Annotated in this window: 16 protein-coding genes; 4 read left to right on the top strand and 12 right to left on the bottom strand. The window is 66.5% G+C overall.

Features of this window, described 5'->3' with window-relative positions; genetic code table 11:
* Positions 1 to 136: 136 nt before the first annotated feature.
* The 3 genes from ACYQ4T_RS24940 to ACYQ4T_RS24930 form a co-directional block, all read right to left on the bottom strand.
* Positions 137 to 604, bottom strand: coding sequence for a Dps family protein (locus ACYQ4T_RS24940; RefSeq protein WP_459859334.1), 468 nt, complete (start codon positions 602 to 604; stop codon positions 137 to 139).
* Positions 605 to 851: 247 nt separating this feature from the next.
* Complete coding sequence (locus ACYQ4T_RS24935; protein WP_459859333.1) at positions 852 to 2,138, bottom strand: M24 family metallopeptidase; 1,287 nt, start codon at positions 2,136 to 2,138, stop codon at positions 852 to 854.
* Between the two features lie 178 nt (positions 2,139 to 2,316).
* Positions 2,317 to 3,522, bottom strand: a complete 1,206-nt coding sequence (locus ACYQ4T_RS24930) for an aspartate transaminase (protein ID WP_459859332.1) — start codon at positions 3,520 to 3,522, stop codon at positions 2,317 to 2,319.
* Positions 3,523 to 3,702: 180 nt separating this feature from the next.
* Here ACYQ4T_RS24930 and ACYQ4T_RS24925 point away from each other — a divergent pair, with 180 nt between their 5' ends.
* Positions 3,703 to 4,446: a sulfotransferase family protein gene (locus ACYQ4T_RS24925; protein WP_459859331.1), complete on the top strand. Its 744-nt coding sequence runs from the start codon at positions 3,703 to 3,705 to the stop codon at positions 4,444 to 4,446.
* Here the strand turns inward: ACYQ4T_RS24925 and ACYQ4T_RS24920 are convergent.
* The 7 genes from ACYQ4T_RS24920 to ACYQ4T_RS24890 all read right to left on the bottom strand — a co-directional run bounded on the left by ACYQ4T_RS24920 (position 4,439) and on the right by ACYQ4T_RS24890 (position 10,369).
* A complete protein-coding gene (locus ACYQ4T_RS24920) occupies positions 4,439 to 4,960 on the bottom strand; it encodes an O-acetyl-ADP-ribose deacetylase (RefSeq protein WP_459859330.1) in 522 nt (173 codons plus the stop codon). The genes ACYQ4T_RS24925 and ACYQ4T_RS24920 overlap by 8 nt on opposite strands.
* Positions 4,945 to 5,292 carry a cupin domain-containing protein gene (locus ACYQ4T_RS24915; protein ID WP_459859329.1) on the bottom strand — a complete coding sequence of 116 codons (348 nt, stop codon included), beginning with the start codon at positions 5,290 to 5,292 and terminating at the stop codon, positions 4,945 to 4,947. The genes ACYQ4T_RS24920 and ACYQ4T_RS24915 overlap by 16 nt, the downstream gene beginning before the upstream one ends.
* Positions 5,292 to 5,474 carry a hypothetical protein gene (locus tag ACYQ4T_RS24910; RefSeq protein ID WP_459859328.1) on the bottom strand — a complete coding sequence of 61 codons (183 nt, stop codon included), beginning with the start codon at positions 5,472 to 5,474 and terminating at the stop codon, positions 5,292 to 5,294. The genes ACYQ4T_RS24915 and ACYQ4T_RS24910 overlap by 1 nt, the downstream gene beginning before the upstream one ends.
* A 22-nt stretch (positions 5,475 to 5,496) precedes the next feature.
* Positions 5,497 to 6,402 carry an NAD(P)-dependent oxidoreductase gene (locus ACYQ4T_RS24905; RefSeq protein WP_459859327.1) on the bottom strand — a complete coding sequence of 302 codons (906 nt, stop codon included), beginning with the start codon at positions 6,400 to 6,402 and terminating at the stop codon, positions 5,497 to 5,499.
* A gap of 100 nt (positions 6,403 to 6,502) precedes the next feature.
* Positions 6,503 to 7,726, bottom strand: coding sequence for a mandelate racemase/muconate lactonizing enzyme family protein (locus tag ACYQ4T_RS24900; RefSeq protein WP_459859326.1), 1,224 nt, complete (start codon positions 7,724 to 7,726; stop codon positions 6,503 to 6,505).
* A 31-nt stretch (positions 7,727 to 7,757) separates the two neighbouring features.
* Entirely contained in the window at positions 7,758 to 9,368 is a 1,611-nt protein-coding gene (locus ACYQ4T_RS24895; RefSeq protein ID WP_459859325.1) for a GMC family oxidoreductase, read from the bottom strand.
* A 110-nt stretch (positions 9,369 to 9,478) separates the two neighbouring features.
* Positions 9,479 to 10,369, bottom strand: coding sequence for a DMT family transporter (locus ACYQ4T_RS24890; protein ID WP_459859324.1), 891 nt, complete (start codon positions 10,367 to 10,369; stop codon positions 9,479 to 9,481).
* Positions 10,370 to 10,457: 88 nt separating this feature from the next.
* Here ACYQ4T_RS24890 and ACYQ4T_RS24885 point away from each other — a divergent pair, with 88 nt between their 5' ends.
* The 3 genes from ACYQ4T_RS24885 (at position 10,458) to ACYQ4T_RS24875 (ending at position 14,134) form a co-directional block, all read left to right on the top strand.
* Complete coding sequence (locus tag ACYQ4T_RS24885; protein ID WP_459859323.1) at positions 10,458 to 11,879, top strand: aminotransferase-like domain-containing protein; 1,422 nt, start codon at positions 10,458 to 10,460, stop codon at positions 11,877 to 11,879.
* A 121-nt stretch (positions 11,880 to 12,000) separates the two neighbouring features.
* Complete coding sequence (locus ACYQ4T_RS24880) at positions 12,001 to 12,138, top strand: hypothetical protein (protein WP_459859322.1); 138 nt, start codon at positions 12,001 to 12,003, stop codon at positions 12,136 to 12,138.
* Positions 12,139 to 12,325: 187 nt separating this feature from the next.
* Positions 12,326 to 14,134 carry an ABC transporter ATP-binding protein gene (locus ACYQ4T_RS24875; protein ID WP_459859321.1) on the top strand — a complete coding sequence of 603 codons (1,809 nt, stop codon included), beginning with the start codon at positions 12,326 to 12,328 and terminating at the stop codon, positions 14,132 to 14,134.
* 193 nt (positions 14,135 to 14,327) lie between these two features.
* Here the strand turns inward: ACYQ4T_RS24875 and ACYQ4T_RS24870 are convergent, their stop codons facing one another.
* The gene (locus ACYQ4T_RS24870; protein WP_459859320.1) at positions 14,328 to 15,272 is read right to left on the bottom strand and encodes a Gfo/Idh/MocA family protein; all 945 of its coding nucleotides are present in this window, start codon (positions 15,270 to 15,272) and stop codon (positions 14,328 to 14,330) included.
* Between the two features lie 78 nt (positions 15,273 to 15,350).
* The gene (locus tag ACYQ4T_RS24865) at positions 15,351 to 17,930 is read right to left on the bottom strand and encodes a heavy metal translocating P-type ATPase (protein WP_459859319.1); all 2,580 of its coding nucleotides are present in this window, start codon (positions 17,928 to 17,930) and stop codon (positions 15,351 to 15,353) included.
* Positions 17,931 to 17,972 lie beyond the last annotated feature (42 nt).

Here is a 17,972-nt window from a genome sequence, read left to right as displayed (position 1 = left end):
TGGTTACACCCCGCAGGTCACGACGGGGTGAGGTTCCGCCGGAAAAAGAAGCCCGGGTCAAAGCCCGGGCATGACGCTTCAAAATTTGACCGTCATCGCCGGGCTTGGCCCGGCGATCTCGTGCCGCCGCGAGCCCCTAGGCCAGCAGGCTCCGCAGCATCCAGGCGTTCTTTTCGTGGACCTGCATGCGCTGGGTCAGCAGATCGGCGGTCGGCTCGTCGGAGGCTTTCTCGGCGGTCGGGAAGACCTTGCGGGCGGTGCGGGCGACCGCTTCCTGGCCCTCGACCAGCTGCCGGATCATCTCCTCGGCCTTGGGCTGGCCGCTCGCTTCCTTGATCGAGGAAAGCTTGGCGTAAGCCGAATAGCTGCCCGGCGCCGGATAGCCCAAAGCGCGGATCCGCTCGGCGATCAGGTCGACCGCCAGGGCGAGCTCGGTATACTGCGTCTCGAACATGAGGTGCAGCGTGTTGAACATCGGCCCTTCCACGTTCCAGTGGAAGTTATGAGTCTTGAGATAAAGCGTGTAGGTGTCGGCCAGAAGATGGCTCAGTCCCTCGGCGATGGCCTTGCGGTCCTTCGGCTTGATGCCGATGTCGATCGACATGGAATCCCTCTTTGTGTGATTTGCAGACCTAATCTGGCTCATTTCACCGGATCATCAAGGGAAACGACGCCGCAGAACAATGGAATCTTTGGTATAGGGTGATCGACGTGGTCGATTGACCCACCCACGACCGTCATCCGCGGGCGCAGCGGACGAATGTCCGCGTTCGCGGACGGGGCCGCGGATCTGGCGCCGCTGCGAACTCCCGAAAAGATCGCCGGGTCAGGCCCGGCGATGACGGCTTGGTTCATATCTCCCGCGCCATCAGCCCGTCCTCGAACGGGAAGCTGGTCAGCAATTCGCAGCCGGTCTCGGTCACCAGCACCTGCTGCTCGAGCTTGACACCTTCGTCGCCGCCGACCTCGCCGATATAGCTTTCGACGCAGAGCGTCATGCCCGGTTCGATCAGGCCGTCATAGCCGCCGCTCTCCAGGTCTTCGAGATAGACGACCTGCGGATATTCGTCGGCGAGGCCGACGCCGTGATAGACCACGCAATAGCGGTTCTCCAGGCAGCTCGCCGGAAGCTGGAACGAGCGCTCGACCAGTTCCTTGGAGGTGAGGCCGGGCCTCAAGACGTCGATGTTGAAATGGATCTGCTCCCAGGCAAGGCGATAGAGCTCGCGCTGCTTCGGCGTCGGCTTGCCGGGGCCGCAGAAATAGGTGCGCGAGAGATCGGCGCAATAGCCGTAGGGGCCGATCAGGTCGGTGTCGAAGCTGACCAGCTCGCCGGGGCGGATGATGCGGTCGCTGGATTCCGCGAACCAGGGATTGGTGCGGCCGCCGGAGGCGAGCAGGCGGGTCTCGATCCACTCACCGCCCATGGCGATGTTGGTCTCGTGCAGCTTGGCCCAGAGCTGATTCTCGGTGATGCCGGGCTCCAAGGCGTCGCGCATTCGCGCCATGCCGGTCTCGCAGACCGCAATGGAGACGCCCATCAGCGCGATCTCATCCGCCGACTTGATCCGCCGCGCGAACTCCATCACGCCCTCGCCCTCATGCGCATCGATGCCGAGTTTCTGCAGCGCGCGGGCACCGGCGAGGTCGCAATGGTCGAGCGCCAGCCGCCTGTTGCCGCCGCCATGCGCCTGCACCAGGTCGGCGATTTCGGCCGCCCATTGCCCGGCGCGCTTCTCGACCAGCGGTCCGGCGGCATAGAAGTACCAGGCCTTGGCCGGCCGAATCTCCGCGATGGTCTCCAGGCCCTCGTTCAGATGGGCGCAGCCATGGAACTCGAACAGCACGACCGGGCCCTCGGTCGGCACGAAGGCGTAGCGCCCGGCATTGTGCAGGGTCCAGACCGCCATGTTCCGGCTGCCGGTCGCGTAGCGGATGTTGATCGGGTCGAACAGCAGGATGCCGGCGAAGTCGTTCTTCTTGAGCTCGGCGCGCACCCGGTCGAGCCGATACTTCCTGAGCCGCCGCATATCGACCTGGCCCTCGGTGTCCATGATCGCGGTCGGCGGCGTGCGTCGCGTCCGGGCGAAGGGATAGGGGTTGGCAGGCTTGTACGGGCGCGACGAGTCAGGCGACATGCAGCTCTCCCCAGTGAGGGGATCAGCTTGCCACGCGGCCATCCGGTGTCCAGGGCCGAAAACTCATAGCCGGGACACGCAAAGAAGAGCGTCATGCCCGGGCTTGACCCGGGCATCTCTATCCAATGCGAACTCGGTAAGAGACCCGCGGGTCAAGCCCGCGGGTGACGTCTGTGGTTTATTTCAGCGCCTGGCAAGCCCTGATGATCCGCGTGCAGGCTTCCTTGAGCGCCTCGGTCGAGGTCGCGTAGGAGATGCGGAAATAGGGCGAGAGGCCGAAGGCCGAGCCCTGCACCGCGGCGACACCCTCCGCTTCCAGGAGATAGGTCACGACGTCGTCGTCGGTCGCGAGCTTCTTGCCCTGCGGCGTGGTCTTGCCGATGCAGCCGGCGCAGCTGGGGTACACATAGAACGCGCCTTCCGGCGTGTGGCAATGCAGGCCCGGCGCCTGGTTCAGCATCTTCACCACCATGTCGCGGCGTTCCTTGAACACCGCGTTGTTCTTCTCGATGAAGTCCTGCGGGCCGTTCAGTGCCTCGACCGCCGCCGCCTGCGAGATCGACGACGGGTTGGAGGTCGATTGCGACTGCATCTTGGCGATCGCCTTGATCAGCGGGGCCGGGCCGCCGGCATAGCCGATGCGCCAGCCGGTCATGCAATAGGCCTTGGAGACGCCGTTCATCGTCAAGGTGCGGTCGTAGAGCTTCGGCTCGACCTGGGCGATGGTCGCGAACTTGAAGCCGTCATAGAGCAGGTGTTCGTACATATCGTCGGTCAGCACATGCACCTGCGGGTGCTTCAACAGCACATCCGCGAGCTTGCGCAGGTCCTCGGCGCTGTAGGCGGCACCGGTCGGGTTCGACGGCGAGTTCAGGATCAGCCACTTGGTCTTTGGCGTGATCGCGGCTTCCAAGGCTTCCGCCGTCAGCTTGAACTTGTGGTTCTCGCCGCATTCGACGATCACCGGCTTGCCGTCGGCCAGCAGCACGATGTCCGGATAGGAGACCCAGTAGGGCGCGGGGATGATCACCTCGTCACCGGCGTTGAGAGTCGCGACCAGGGCGTTGAACAGCACCTGCTTGCCGCCGGTCCCGACGGTGATCTGGTCCATCTTGTAGTCGAGTCCGTTCTCGCGCTTGAACTTGGCGATGATCGCCTTCTTCAGCGCGTCGGTGCCGTCCACGTTGGTGTATTTGGTGTCGCCGGCGCGGATCGCGGCGATCGCCGCTTCCTTGATGTTGTCGGGCGTGTCGAAATCCGGCTCGCCGGCGCCGAGGCCGATCACGTCGCGGCCTTCCGCCTTCAGCTGCCGCGCCTTCTGGGTGACGGCGATGGTGGGCGAGGGCTGGATCCGGTCGAGGCGTTCGGCAAGGAAGGCGGCCATGATTCTCACTTCTGGCGGGGCGGGACAAACGGCGCGGAAAATAGCGCCGGAGCGGCCGCTAGGCAATGCGGCATCCGGGCCGGTCATGGTGAATCTGCTGGGTTTTGACCCCGATTGTTCTCCCGATTGTTCCCTGGCCAATTGTATGGAAACAATGGCCGGAACCAGGGGAGAACAACAATGCCGCTGCAGATCGTCGGGGCCGGTTTCGGCCGGACCGGGACCATGTCGACCTACACCGCGCTGAAGCAGCTCGGCTTCCCCTGCTATCACATGATCGAAGTCCTGGGGAATCCGGCCAACAAGAAGACGCATCTCGATTTCTGGCGCCGGGTCGCCGACGCGCCCGACCGGTCCCGAAATGACTGGGAGCAGGTTTTCGGCCAGTACACCGCCAGTGTCGACAACCCGGCGGTCTGCGTCTGGCGCGAGTTGATCCGCTTCTACCCGGAGGCCAAGGTGCTGTTGACCCTGCACCCGAAGGGCGCCGATGCCTGGTACGAGAGCGTCATGGAGACGATCTACTTCACCGAGAACACCTGGCAGTTCAAGCTGCTGAAAGCGGTGACCCCGTTCGGCCGCAAGTTCGGCACCATGTCGCGGAAGCTGATCTGGCAACACCTCCACCGCGACACCATGCCCGACCGCGCCAAGGCCACGGCTTTCTACAACCGGCATGTCGAAGAGGTGAAGGCGGCCGTGCCGCCGGAACGGCTGCTGATCTTCACGGCGACAGAGGGCTGGGGTCCGCTGTGCCGGTTCCTCGGCGTCGCGGTCCCGGACGGGCCGTTCCCCAACGTCAACGACCGCGCCGAGTTTCAGAAGATCAAGGCCAACGTCAGCCGCGGGGCTTACGTGATTCTCGGCCTTGGTGTGGTCCTTGCGGCGGCGGTCGTCGGCGGCCTCACCTGGATACTCAGCTAGCCAGCGCCTGCCGATAGACAGCCAGGTCGCTCTCCGAGAAGCAGCAGAAGATCACCTCTTTGACACTCGGCGCGGCATCGAGCGATGCGCGCACGGTCTCGACCGCAATCCGCGCCGCGTCCTCGATCGGATAGCCGTAGATGCCGGTGCTGATCGCCGGGAAGGCGATCGACTTCAGATGATGTTGTGCGGCGAGATCCAAGGAGCGGCGATAGCAGGAAGCAAGCAGCGCCGGCTCGCCCGACCTGCCGTCCCGATAAACCGGGCCGACCGTGTGGATCACATGCTTCGCCGGCAGTCTGTAACCCCGCGTGATCTTGGCATCGCCGGTCCTGCAGCCATGCAAGGTCCGGCATTCCTCCAGGAGCTCCGGCCCGGCCGCGCGATGGATGGCGCCATCGACTCCGCCGCCGCCGAGCAGGCTTTCGTTGGCCGCATTGACGATGGCGTCGACTTCGAGCGTCACGATGTTGGCGCGGACCGCCGTGATCGCCGCCATCAGGCCGGCGCCCATTCGAACACGATCATCAGGCAGCCGGTCTCGCTGCGGGTGTTGTGGAACGAGCCGGGCTTGAACGAGACGAAGTCGCCGGTCTTCAAGATCCGGCCATCGCTCTCGATCGCCTCGCCCTCGATCACAAAGAACTCTTCGTAATTGGGATGGGTGTGCGGCTTGGTGACCGATCCCGGCAGCATGTGGAAGTAATAGCTGCCGCGGCTGGTCTTCTGGTCGAAGGTGATCGGCTTCCAGCGCAGCCCTGGATAATCCGGCCCGTCGAGCGTGTAGTCCTCGAAAGAGCTGGGATCCGTCTTGATGACCGTTGGGATGTCGATCGGGCGCTGCATCACTCTGGCTCCAGATTTCCTGCGGCGAGCGCCAGCAGCGCCTGCGAGAGCGCCTTGGCCTCCTCCCGGCTGAGCGTGACGGGCTCGTCGTTAGTGTCAGCGGCCTTCAGCATGATCGTCGCGTCCTCGGTCCACAAGATCACGTCGCCGCCTGAAAGAACGTAGCTCTTCGGTCCGCCCAACGACTGCCTCTTGTTGTTGATCCTAGCTCGCCTCCAGCCGTGCCGGGAAGCCCGGGGCGCGCAAATCCTCGCCGACCGAATCTTCCAGCAGCTTCACGATCATCGAGCTCCAGGCGCCGCCGCCGTATTTCGCGCGGCCTTCGACGAAGGTCTGCTCCATGAGGCCGGCGAGCTTCAGCGGCACGCCGAAGCGGCGGCCCATCTCCAGGGCGAAGCCGGCATCCTTGCAGGCGAGGTCCATGGTAAAACCGATGTCGTAGGAGCCGTTCAGGATCACCTGGCTCTCGGTCTCGTGCACGAAGCTGTTGCCGGAGCTGGCCTTGATCGCCCGGAAGGCGGTGCCGAGATCGACGCCGCCCTTCTTGCACAGCATCAGCGCCTCGCCGGCGGCGATCAGGTGGATGAAGGCCAGCATGTTGGTGACGACCTTGGTGACCGAAGCCTGCTGATGGCCGCCGAGATGGATCACCTCGCCGCCCATCGCCTGGAGGGCGCCGCGATGCCTCTCGAACAAGGCCTTCTCGCCGCCGACCAGAACGGTGATCTCGCCGGCCTCCGCGCGGTGCACGCCACCGGTCACCGGGCAGGCCAGCACCTCGACCTTGCGGGCCGAGAGCGGCGCGGCGAGGCGGGCGAGCGTGTCCTCATCGACCGTGCTCATCTCGATCCATGTGGCCCCCGGCTTGAAGCCCGGCAATGCGGCGGTGATCACACTCTCGCTCGCCTTGGGCGAGGGCAGGCAGGTGATCAAGCCGTCGGCATCCTTCGCCGCTTCGGCGGGCGTGGCGGCCCAGGTCGCGCCGAGCTTCAGCACCGGCTCGGCGGCGGCACGGTCACGGTCGTGGACAGTGACCTGGAACCCGCCGCGGGCCAGGCTGGAGGCGAGATGCTTGCCGAGATGACCAAGGCCGATGAATCCGTAACGCATTCTCCAATTTCCCTTTTCGTCATGCCCGGACTTGATCCGGGCATCTGGTGCCGTGACGGAGCGAGATCCGCGGGTCAAGCCCGCGGATGACGACTCTATCCTAAGACCCGCCGCCGAACTTGCTGGCCGTCGAGTAGTTGACCGGGGTGGTCTGCACCTCGAGATGCAGCCTGTCACCGGTATAGGGATGCGCCAGCGCCACGGCTTCATCGAGCTCAACGCCGAGGCCGGGCTCGTCGGGGACGATGACGTAGCCGTCTTCCCACTTGATCGGCTTCTTCAGGATCTCTGCGTGGAAGCCGCCCCAGGTCTGGATGCTCTCGAGAATGAGAAAATTCGGCAGGGTGGCGGCGAACTGAATGTTCGCCGCGCCCTCGATCGGGCCGGCATAGAGATGCGGCGCCACGACGGCGTAATGCGTCTCCGCCATGGCCGCGATCTTCTTCGCCTCGAAGATTCCGCCGACGCGGCCCAACGCCGGTTGCAGGATCGAGGCGGCACCGAGTTCCAGCACCCGGGCGAACTCGTATTTGGTGGTCAGGCGCTCGCCGGTTGCGATCGGCACCTTGCAGGCACGGGCGACCTTGGCCATCTCCTCCGGCATTTCCGGCGGCGTCGGTTCTTCGTACCAGAGCGGGTCATAGGCCTCGATCCGGCGGCCGAGGCGGATCGCGCCAGAGGTGGTGAACTGGCCGTGGGTCCCGAACAGCAGGTCGGCCTTGCTGCCGACCGCCTCGCGCAGGCGTTTGCAGAACAGCTCCGACTGGTCCATGTCGAACAGCGACGGCTGGTGCGGGTCGTAGATCGTGTAGGGACCGGCCGGATCGAACTTGATGCCGGTGAAGCCCATGGCGACATATTCCGCCGCGCGCTTCGCCGAGGCATCCGGATTGTTGTAGAAGTCGGTCGCGTCCTGCTTATCGTCCGGATAGAGATAGGTGTAGCTGCGCAAGCGTTCATGGATCTTGCCGCCCATCAGCGCATGCACCGGCTTCATAGTCGCCTTGCCGATGATGTCCCAGAGCGCCATCTCGATCGCCGAGAGCACGCCCATCAGCGAGATGTCCGGGCGCTGGGAATAGCCGCGGGAATAGACCTCGCGCCAGATCGCCTCGATCCGGAACGGCTCGCGGCCCAGCACGTGACGCTCGAACACGTCCCTGATCATCGCCTCGACCACCTTGGGGCCGAAGGTCGCGGCATAGACCTCGCCGATCCCCTCGATGCCGTTGTCGGTGATCAGCTTCACGAACACGAAATAGCGCCCGCCGAAGCCCGGCGGCGGATTGCCGACGATGAAGGTCTTCAGGTCTTTGATTTTCATAATCGGCTCCCCGCTGGATCTGGCGGTTATATCAGGACTTGCTGTCGGCGACGATGGCGTCGCTCATCTTGCGCGCGACCATGATGGTGGCTGCGTTGGTGTTGCCGGAGGTGACGGTCGGGAAGATCGAGGCGTCGCAGACCCGCAATCCTTCGATGCCGAAGACACGGGCGCGGCTGTCGACCACGGAATCCGCTTCGCTCGCGCCCATCTTGCAGGTCGAGGTCGGGTGGAAGACGGTGCTGCAGCGGGCGCGGAAATCGGCGAGCAGCTCCGCATCCGACATCGGCCCGAGGACCGGGGGGATGGTCTCCTGGATGATCTCCTTGATCGCCGGCGCGGCTTCCAGGCGTTGCAGCAGCTTGCCGCCGGCGATTGCCTCAGCGATGTCCTGGTCGGTCGACATGTAGTTGGGCGCGATCTTCGGCGGTGTGTCGATGCCGTTGTCCCGGATCGAAATCGTGCCGCGACTGGTCGGCCGGCAAGGCTGGAAGGACAGGATGAAACCCGAGAATGGATCGGGATCGATGCGTCGCACCTCGCCGGGCTTGGGCGACGGATAGGTGATCGGGTTGAAATAGAGCTGCATATCGACCCGCTTCGCCGTCGCCGAGGAACGCACGAAGCCGCCGCATTGGTTGACGCTGAGGCTCAAGGTGCCGCGGCGGGTCAGCACGTAATGCAGGGCCGCCTTGAACTGGCCCCACATCGAGTTCAATTCGTCGTTCAGCGTCGGGACTTTGGACTTGTAGTAATAGGTGACGGCGAGATGGTCCTGCAGATGCGCGCCGACATTGGTGTTGTCCAGCACCGGCGCGATGCCTTGGCTCTGCAGCAGCGCGCCCGGGCCGATGCCGGAGAGCTGCAGCAGCTGCGGCGAGTTCACCGCGCCGCCGGAGAGGATCACCGAAAAGTTGGCGCGCGCCTGGAACAGATGGCCGTAGCGGCGGTATTCGATCCCGACCGCGCGCTTGCCCTCGAACAGGATCCGCGTCGCCATCGCATCGGTCTCGAGCTTCACCAGGCCGCGCTTCAGCGCCGGCCGCAGGAAGGCATCGGCGGCGGAGCAGCGGAAGCCTTTCTTCGTGGTGATCTGGTAGAGGCCGGCGCCTTCCGGTTGGTTCACCATGTCGCCGGTCAGCGGCAGCTGCAGCTCGCGCGCGGCCTGGAAGTAGCGCTCCTTCAAGGGGTGCGCGTCGGCGTCGATCCGCGAGACGCTCAAGGGGCCGCTGCCGATCGCGATCCCGGATTCGCTCATGCGCCGCTCGTTGGCCTCGAAGACCGGGCGGACGTCGTTCCAGCTCCAGCCGGCGGCGCCCATCTGCGCCCAGTCGTCATAATCGTGCGGCAGGCCGCGGTAATAGACCAGGGCGTTGATCGAGCTCGAGCCGCCGACCACTTTCCCGCGCGGCCAGTAGAGGCTGCGGCCATTGAGCTCGGGGCAAGGCTCGGTCTGATAGGCCCAGTTCAGGGTCTCGTCATAAAACAGCCGCCCATAGCCGATCGGCAGCTTGATCCAGAACCGGCGGTCGCTGCCGCCGGCCTCCAGCAGCAGCACGGAAAGGCCCGCGGCCGAGAGCCTGTCCGCAAGCACGCAGCCGGCGGAACCGGCGCCGACGATGATGGTGTCGAAAGTTTCCATGAAGATGTGCGATCCCGAGCTGGTCGGGAGCAAAATCCATCGCCGGACCGGGGGTTTGGAAATGCGTTTTTGGGCGGGCGGGGAATGAGTTTCGGGCGGTTCTTGTAAAGCTAAGCGTGCTTCCGGGCCTGCCAGACGCAGACGCCGATCACCAGGGCCACGACGGCGATGTCCGGCGACACGGTCTCGCCGAGCACCAGGGCGGCCAGGGCGAGGCCGAGGAAGGGCTGGAACAGCTGGATCTGGCTGACCCGGGCGATACCGCCCAGGAGCAGGCCGCGGTACCAGAAGAAGAAGCCGATGAACATGCTGAACAGGGTCACGTAGCCGAAGCCGAGCCAGGCCGGCAGCACGACCTTGTCGAGGTCGCCGGGCAGCGTCGCGAGTGTCGCCGGCAGGCTGACCGGCAGCGAGAGGACCAGCGCCCAGCAGATGGTCTGCCAGCTGCCGATTCGCTTCGAAAGCCGGCTGCCCTCGGCATAGCCGAGGCCGCAGACCACGATTGCACCCAGCATGAGCAGGTCGGCTGCGGCGAAACCACCCGTGCTGTGCCAAAGCGCGTAGAGGCAGACCGCAGCGCTTCCGGCCATCGCCCAGAGCCAGAAGGCTGCCCGCGGCTTCTCCGCGGCGCGCATCACCGCGAAGAGCGCGGTCACCAGCGGCAGCAGGCCGACGAAGACGATGGCGTGGGCCGAGGGCACGGATTTGAGCGCCAGCGCCGTCAGCAGCGGAAAGCCGAGCACGACGCCACCGGCCACCACCAGCAGCGGGACGATGTCGCCGCGCGCCAGGAGCTTCTGGCGCGTGGCGGCCAGCAGCAGAGCCGCCAGGATGCCGGCGCCCGCCGCGCGGCCGGAGGTCAGGAAGATCGCGTCGAGGCCCATGACCGCGACGCGGGTCGCGGGCAGCGAGCCGGCGAAGATCGCCATGCCGATCGCGCCGTGGATCATGCCGGCGAGGCGGTGGTCGGCGGTGCGCGGGGCGGTGAGCTGCATCGTCATGGCGTGAAGATGCGGCCGCAAGGCTGGCCCCTCCAGCCACAGATGCGGTATAGTTGTCTATTCTGTACCGTTACAGAGGCCTATACAGATGGATCTTCAGCTCCAGTCCGCCGCGCCCGCGCCGCTGCAGGAGCAGGTGGTGGCGGCGCTGCGGGCGGCGATTGCGGCCAAGACCCTGCTGCCGGGGGAGAAGCTGCCCTCGATCCGCAAGCTGGCGGCGGCCAACCGCATCTCGCCCTTCACCGCGGTCGAGGCCTATGACCGGCTGGCCGCCCAGGGACTGATCGTCGCCAAGCCGAAATCCGGATTTTTCGTCGCCGGACGCGAAGCACCGCTCACCTTGATCGATCGCGTGGCCCGTCCGGGCCAAGCGGCGCCGGAAGCGGTCGATCCGGTCTGGATGATGCGGCAGTCGCTGTCGCTCGACGATCGCGTCGTGCATTCGGCTTGCGGCTGGCTCCCCGACTCATGGCTGCCGGAGGCGGGCATTCGTCGCGCGCTACGGGGTATCGCCGCGATGCCGGGCGCGCAGCTGCTGCAATACGGCCATCCGCTCGGCTATCTGCCGCTTAGGCAGCAGATCAGGATGCGGCTGGCGGAGCTCGACATCACCGCGGCCCCCGACTCCATCCTCCTGACCGACGGCGCCTCGCAGGCGGTCGATCTGGTTTGCCGGCATCTCTTGCAGCCGGGCGATGCGGTGCTGGTCGATGATCCCGGCTACTTCAACTACCACGCGGTGCTGCGGGCGCATCGGGCGCGGGCTTTGCCGGTGCCGATGACGAAGGACGGCGTCGATCTCGCGGCGCTGGAGCGGCTCGCGGCGACCGAGCATCCGAAGCTCTACCTCGCCAACCAGGCGATGCAGAATCCGACCGGCCTCAGCCTCGCGCCCGGACAGGCGCATCGGCTGCTGAACCTGGCGCAGCGCCATGATTTTCGGATCGTCGAGGACGATGTGTTCCGCGACTTCCAGGCGGTGCCGACGCCGCGGCTCGCCGCCTTGGGTGGGTTCGATCGCGTGCTGCATCTCGGCGGTTTCTCCAAGACCATCTCGGCGGCACTCCGGGTCGGCTTCATCGCCGGGCCGGAGGAGACGATCCGGCATCTCGCCGACCTGAAGCTCGCCACCACTTTCGGCAACAACCAGGGCGCGGCCCAGGTCGTGCACCGGCTGCTGGAGGACGGCAGCTACCGCAAGCATGTGGCGGCCTTGCGCGAGAAGCTCCGAAAGGCGACGCCCCCGCTGCGCCGAAAGCTGGAGGCGCTGGGCCTGAAGCTTTGGACCGAGGCGGAGCAGGGCATGTTCCTCTGGATGGAGTTGCCGAAGCACGCGCCGGACGCCGAGGTCTTGGCGGCGCGGGTGATCGCGCGCGGCGTGGTGCTGGCGCCGGGCAGCGTGTTCAGCCCGTCGCGGCAATGGAAACGCTTCCTCAGGATCAACATCGCGCAGAGCATTCCGGCGCGCCTGACCGAAGTGCTGGCATCCGAGATGAAGACGAAGCCATGACGCACCGGCGGCCGGATGGCTCGGCTGCTGAGCGCCAGCCCTGCGACCGCCTGGGTTGCAAATCCCGCGCGATTTCGGTACATTCCGGCCTCTTCACCCAACGCGTGGCCGGAGGATCAGCATGAGTATCGCTATCATGTCCGTGAACTTCGGCCAGATCCCGTATGCCTTGGCGATCCATACCGCTGAAATGGGTCGGCTGAAGGTCAAGCCGGGGTCGCTCGATGCCGCGGAATCTCGAATGCCTGCTCGGGACTAGGTCCTAGAGAGCAGGCCCCGACCGGAACGGTCGGGTGTCGCGGGGCCAATACCACCGCCCCGCACCAAATTCCTGAGATTCAGGCCGACCCTGCGCCGATGCGTGGTTGATCCCGCATCTGCGTCTTGTCGAACCCATTGGAGTGGAGCGGCTGCCGGCCCCGGAAGGGCGGCGCCGGATCAAGACCATGAAGACCAATCTTCTTTCCGTCCTCGCCGAACTGCGCCACCGCGCTGCACCGTTCAAGAACGTGCTCGGCTTCACCTTCGGCCATTGGCGGCGCCGGCCGCTGCTGGCGTTCTGGATCGGCACCTGCGTGCTGCTCTCGACCCTGGCCGATGTGCTGGTGCCGCTCTATGCCGGGCGGCTGATCGACGCGCTGGCGCTCGCAGATCGCGACGCGGCGCTGAACGAGGCGCTGGAAGCGCTCGGGCTGATGATCGCGCTGGGCGCGATGCTGGTGCTGTTCCGGCATCTGGGCTTCCTCGGCGTGGTGCGCATGACGCTCGGCATCATGTCGGATGCGATGCGCGAGGCCTTTCACCGGGTGCAGCGTTTCGCCACCGACTGGCACGCCAACACCTTCTCCGGCTCGACGGTGCGGAAGATCACCCGCGGCATCTGGGCGCTCGACTTGCTGAACGATACCCTGCTGGTGGCCCTGCTGCCATCGGCGGTCGTGCTGCTCGGCACCACCGTGCTTCTCGGCGCGCGCTGGCCGCTGATGGGCGCCATCGTCTTCGTCGGCGCGGTGCTCTTTGTGGTGCTGGCCTGCCTCGGTTCGGTCGCCTATGTCGGACCCTCGGCGCGGCTTTCCAACCAGTGGGACACCAAGGTCGGCGGCGCGCTGGCCGATGCGATCTCCTGCAATCCCGTGGTGAAGGCCTTCGGCGCCGAGCAGCGCGAGGAGATGCGGCTGGCGGGGCTGACGGCGAAATGGGCCAAGCGCACGCGCCGCACCTGGACCCGCGGCACCAACAACGGCTCGGCGCAGCTCATTGCCCTGCTGGCCTTGCGCGCGGCGATCATCGGCTTCGCGCTCTGGCTCTGGTGGAACGGCGAGGCGACGCCGGGCGATCTCGGCTATGTGCTGACCGCCTATCTCGTCATCCACGGCTATCTGCGGGACGTGGGCTGGTATATCCGCGACCTGCAGCATGCGGTGAACGAGATGGAGGAGCTGGTGGCGATCGGCGTCGAGCCCTATGGCATCGCCGACCGCCGCGACGCGCGGCCGATCGCCATCACCGACGGGCGGATCGCGTTCGAGAATGTCCGCTTCCACTACACCGGCCACGACAAGCCGCTCTATGACGACCTCAACGTCACGATCGCGGCGGGCGAGAAAGTCGGCCTGGTGGGGCTCTCCGGCTCCGGCAAGACCACCTTCGTGAAGCTGATCCAGCGCCTGCACGACGTGAACGGCGGCCGGATCCTGATCGACGGCCAGGACATCGCCCTGGTGCCGCAGTCCGAGCTGCGGTCGCAGATCGCCATCGTGCAGCAGGAGCCGATCCTGTTCCACCGCTCGCTGGCGGAGAACATCGCCTATGGCCGGCCGCAGGCGACGATGGCGGAGATCGAGGAAGCGGCGCGTCTCGCCAATGCGCATGTCTTCATCGAGCGCCTGCCGAAGGGTTACGGCACCCTGGTGGGCGAGCGCGGCGTGAAGCTCTCGGGCGGCGAACGCCAGCGCGTCGCTTTGGCGCGCGCCTTCCTCGCGGACGCGCCGATCCTGATCCTGGACGAGGCGACCTCGAGCCTGGATTCGGAATCGGAGGCACTGATCCACGAGGCGACCGAGCGGCTGATCGAGGGAAGGACGGCGATCGTCATCGCGCACCGGCTCTCGACCGTGCGGGCGCTGAAGCGGATCCTGGTCTTCGACCGCGGCCGCATCATCGAGGAAGGCGACCACCGGGCGCTCACCAAGCGACCGGATGGCGTCTACCGCAAGCTGTTCGACCGCCAGGTGCTGGGCCTGGTGGAGGCATGAGGCAGTGGTGAGTGGTCGTTGGTTAGAGTCATCGACCCCTCACCCCGCCCTCTCCCGCAAGGGGAGAGGGGGTTTCTATTCGCTGCGTCGAGAGAGGGACTTACTCGCTTACGCGCGGAGCGCGGACCACGTCCCCCTCTCCCCTTGCGGGAGAGGGCTGGGGTGAGGGGTCGACGGGTCTATCCGTCTACCTTTACCAATGAAACGCGTCGGTCGGCACGCGCTTGCCGACGAAGAAGGCGTCGGCGACCAGTTGCAGCGGGGTGTAGTGCATGTCGCTCTGGCCCTGGTCCAGCAAGTCGGCGAAATGCTCGTAGATGCGCTCGTATTCTTCCATCGGCGCGGCGACGGTCTGCTTGCCGTCCACGCTCAGCTTGGTGCCGCCTTCGCGGAGCTCCAGCTTGGTGCCGCTCTCGGTCTCGATGTCGATGTTCCAGCTCTGCGGGCCGGTCTGGCGCCAATCGACCTCGGCGGTCAAAGATGCACTCGCGCCCGCCGCCGGGCTGCGGAAGGTGACCTTGCCGGCGATCGGCGTCTCGCGGTTGCTTGGCGTGATCAGCTCGGCCGAGGTCACGAACAGCGGGCCGGGGAGAATCTTGGTCAATATCGAGAGCGCGTTGATGGTGGGGTCGAACACGCCGAAGCCGCCCGGCGCCCAGATCCATTCCTGCCCCGGATGCCAGCGCCGCACGTCCTCTTTCCATTCGACATGCAGGCGCTTCAAGCGCTGGCCGGCCAGCAGCCGCTTGGCCTCATCGACGGCGGCATTGTGCTGCGAATGCCAGGTCGCATAGGCGACGCGCTTGGTCTTCGCCGCATGCGCGACCAGGTCGGCCGTTTCCAGCGTGGTCGCGGTGGTTGGCTTCTCCAGCAGGACATGCTTGCCGGCGTCCATCGCCTCGACCGCGATCGCGTGGCGGGCATTGGGCGGGGTGCAGACCGCGACCGCATCGACGGCCACGCCGGACTTCAGCAATTCGCCCAGGGTCTTGAACGTCGGCACGCCGTCGCGCGCCACGCCGCGCTGGCTCACCAGGCCGGTGAGCTTGAAGCGCGGATTCTTGGCGATGCAGGGGAGGTGTTGGTCCTCGGTGATCTTGCCGATGCCGACGACGGCGATCGCGTAGGTCTTGGCCATTCTTGAATCCTAGGGGAGCAAAGTCCCGGGAGAGTGAAAAGCGCGGGCAGTCTACGCAAACGCGACGCCCGCGCAAGCTCAGAGCTCGGTCACCCGCAGCCGCAGCGCATTGCCGATCACGCTGACCGAGGAGAGCGCCATGGCGGCGGCGGCGATGATCGGCGAGAGCACCAGGCCGAAGCTGGGATAGAGCACGCCCGCCGCCACCGGCACGCCGATCGCGTTATAGGCGAAGGCGAAGAACAGGTTCTGCCGGATGTTCGCCATCACCGCGCGCGACAGTTTCCGGGCGCGGACGATGCCGCCCAGGTCGCCACCCAGCAGGGTCATGCCGGCGCTTTCGATCGCGACATCGGTGCCGGTACCCATGGCGATGCCGATCTCCGCCGCCGCCAGGGCCGGTGCATCGTTGACGCCATCGCCGGCCATGGCAACCACGCGGCCTTCCCGCTTGAGCTTCTCGACCGTGTCGCGCTTGTGCTCGGGCAGCACCTCGGCCTCGACCGCGTCGATGCCGAGCTTGCGTGCGACGGCCTCGGCGGTGGCCCGGTTGTCGCCGGTCAGCATGACGATGCGGATCCCTTCGGCCCGCAGCGCCCGCAGCGCCTCCGGCGTCGTCGCCTTCACCGCATCGGCGATGGCGATCGCGCCGCCGAGCGCGTTGCCGATCGCGGCGAAGATCACGCTGGCGCCGTCCTGCCGCAGCCGGTCGGCGGCCGCGGCCAGCGGCGCTGTGTCGATCTTGCGCTCGGCCATGAAGGCGGCGCTGCCCAGCGCGACCACCTTGCCTTCGACCAAGCCATAGGCGCCGCGCCCGGCGGGGGAGTCGAAGCCGCGCACCTTGGGGATCTCGAGCTTGCGGTCTTGCGCCGCGGCGACGATGGCATGGGCGAGTGGATGCTCGCTGGCCCGCTCGACGCCGGCCGCGAGGCGCAGCAGCTGCGCTTCGTCCACGCCCTCGGCCGGGACGATCTCGATCACCCGCGGCTTGCCTTCGGTCAGGGTGCCGGTCTTGTCCACCACCAGGGTGTCGATCCGCTCCATGCGCTCCAGCGATTCCGCGTTCTTGATCAGCACGCCGGCCTGGGCGCCGCGCCCGACGCCGACCATGATCGACATCGGCGTGGCCAGGCCGAGCGCACAGGGGCAGGCGATGATCAGCACCGCGACCGCGGCGACCAGGCCGTAGGTATAGGCCGGCTCCGGCCCCCAGAGACTCCAGGCGGCAAAAGCCAGCACCGCGACCGCGAGCACCGCCGGCACGAACCAGCCGGCGACCTGGTCGGCCAGGCGCTGGATCGGCGCGCGGCTACGCTGCGCTTCCGCCACCATCTGCACGATGCGGGCGAGCATGGTCTCAGCGCCGACCTTGTCGGCGCGCAGGATCAGGCTGCCGGTGGTGTTGAGCGTGCCGCCGATCAGCTTGTCGCCGGGACTTTTCGTCACCGGCATGGATTCGCCGGTCACCATGGATTCGTCGATCGTGCTCCGGCCTTCGAGCACCTCGCCGTCGACCGGCACCTTCTCGCCGGGGCGGACACGAAGCTTGTCGCCGGCCGCGATCTGATCCAGCGGCACTTCAAGCTCCGTCTCGCCCTCGATGCGGCGCGCGGTCTTCGGCGCCAGATCGAGCAGCGCGCGGATGGCACCACCGGTGCGCTCGCGGGCGCGCAGCTCCAGCACTTGACCGAGCAGGACCAGCACGGTGATGACCGCCGCCGCCTCGAAATAGACCGCGACCGTTCCCGCATGGCCGCGATAGGCGGCGGGAAAGAGCTGCGGCGCGATCGTCGCGACCAGGCTGTAGATCCAGGCGATGCCGGTGCCGATCGCGATCAGGGTGAACATATTGAGATGGCGTGAGACGACCGAAGCCCAGCCGCGCTGGAAGAACGGCCAGCCGGCCCAGAGCACCACCGGGGTGGCGAGCACCAGTTGAATCCAGTTGGAGACCTGCGGCGGCACGACATGGGCGAGATCGAAGACATGCCCGGCCATCTCCAGCGCCACCACCGGCAGGCTCAGCGCGAGGCCGATCCAGAACCGGCGCGTGAAGTCGATCAGCTCGTGGTTCGGACCGGCGTCGGCGGTGGCGTCGAGCGGCTCCAGCGCCATGCCGCAGATCGGGCAGGAGCCGGGGCCGACCTGGCGGATCTCCGGATGCATCGGGCAGGTGAAGATCGCGTCCTTGTTCGCCGGCGCCGCGGCGACCGCCGGCCCCAGTAAACCAGAGGGGGGCGCCAGATATTTCTGCGGATCGACTTCGAACTTGCTGCGGCAGCCGTTGCAGCAGAAGTAATAGGTCTGGCCCGCGTATTCCGCCTTGTGCTGCGCGGTCGCCTTGTCGACCGACATGCCGCAGACCGGATCCTTGGCCGCGAGATATTTCTGCGGATCGGATTCGAACTTCACCCGGCAGCCCGCCGAACAGAAGTAATAGGCCTTGCCCGCGTGTTCGTGCCGGTGCTTCGCGGTGGCGGGATCGACGTCCATGCCGCAGACGGGATCCTTGGCCTTCGCGGGCGCCGCCTGGTCCGGCGCGCCTTGCTGGGCTGTGCCGGCGGCACCGCCGCCGCAGCCGCAACCGCCGCAGCCTTGCTGCGCGGCTGCCGGCTTTTCGCCGTGGGTATGGTCATGGCCGGCCTGCGGGTCGCTCATCGGAAGCTCCTGATGCATCGAATAACCCCTGGGGGGTATCTG

This window comes from Dongia sp. agr-C8, assembly GCF_054658695.1.
This window is presented reverse-complemented; position numbering and strand designations above follow the sequence as displayed.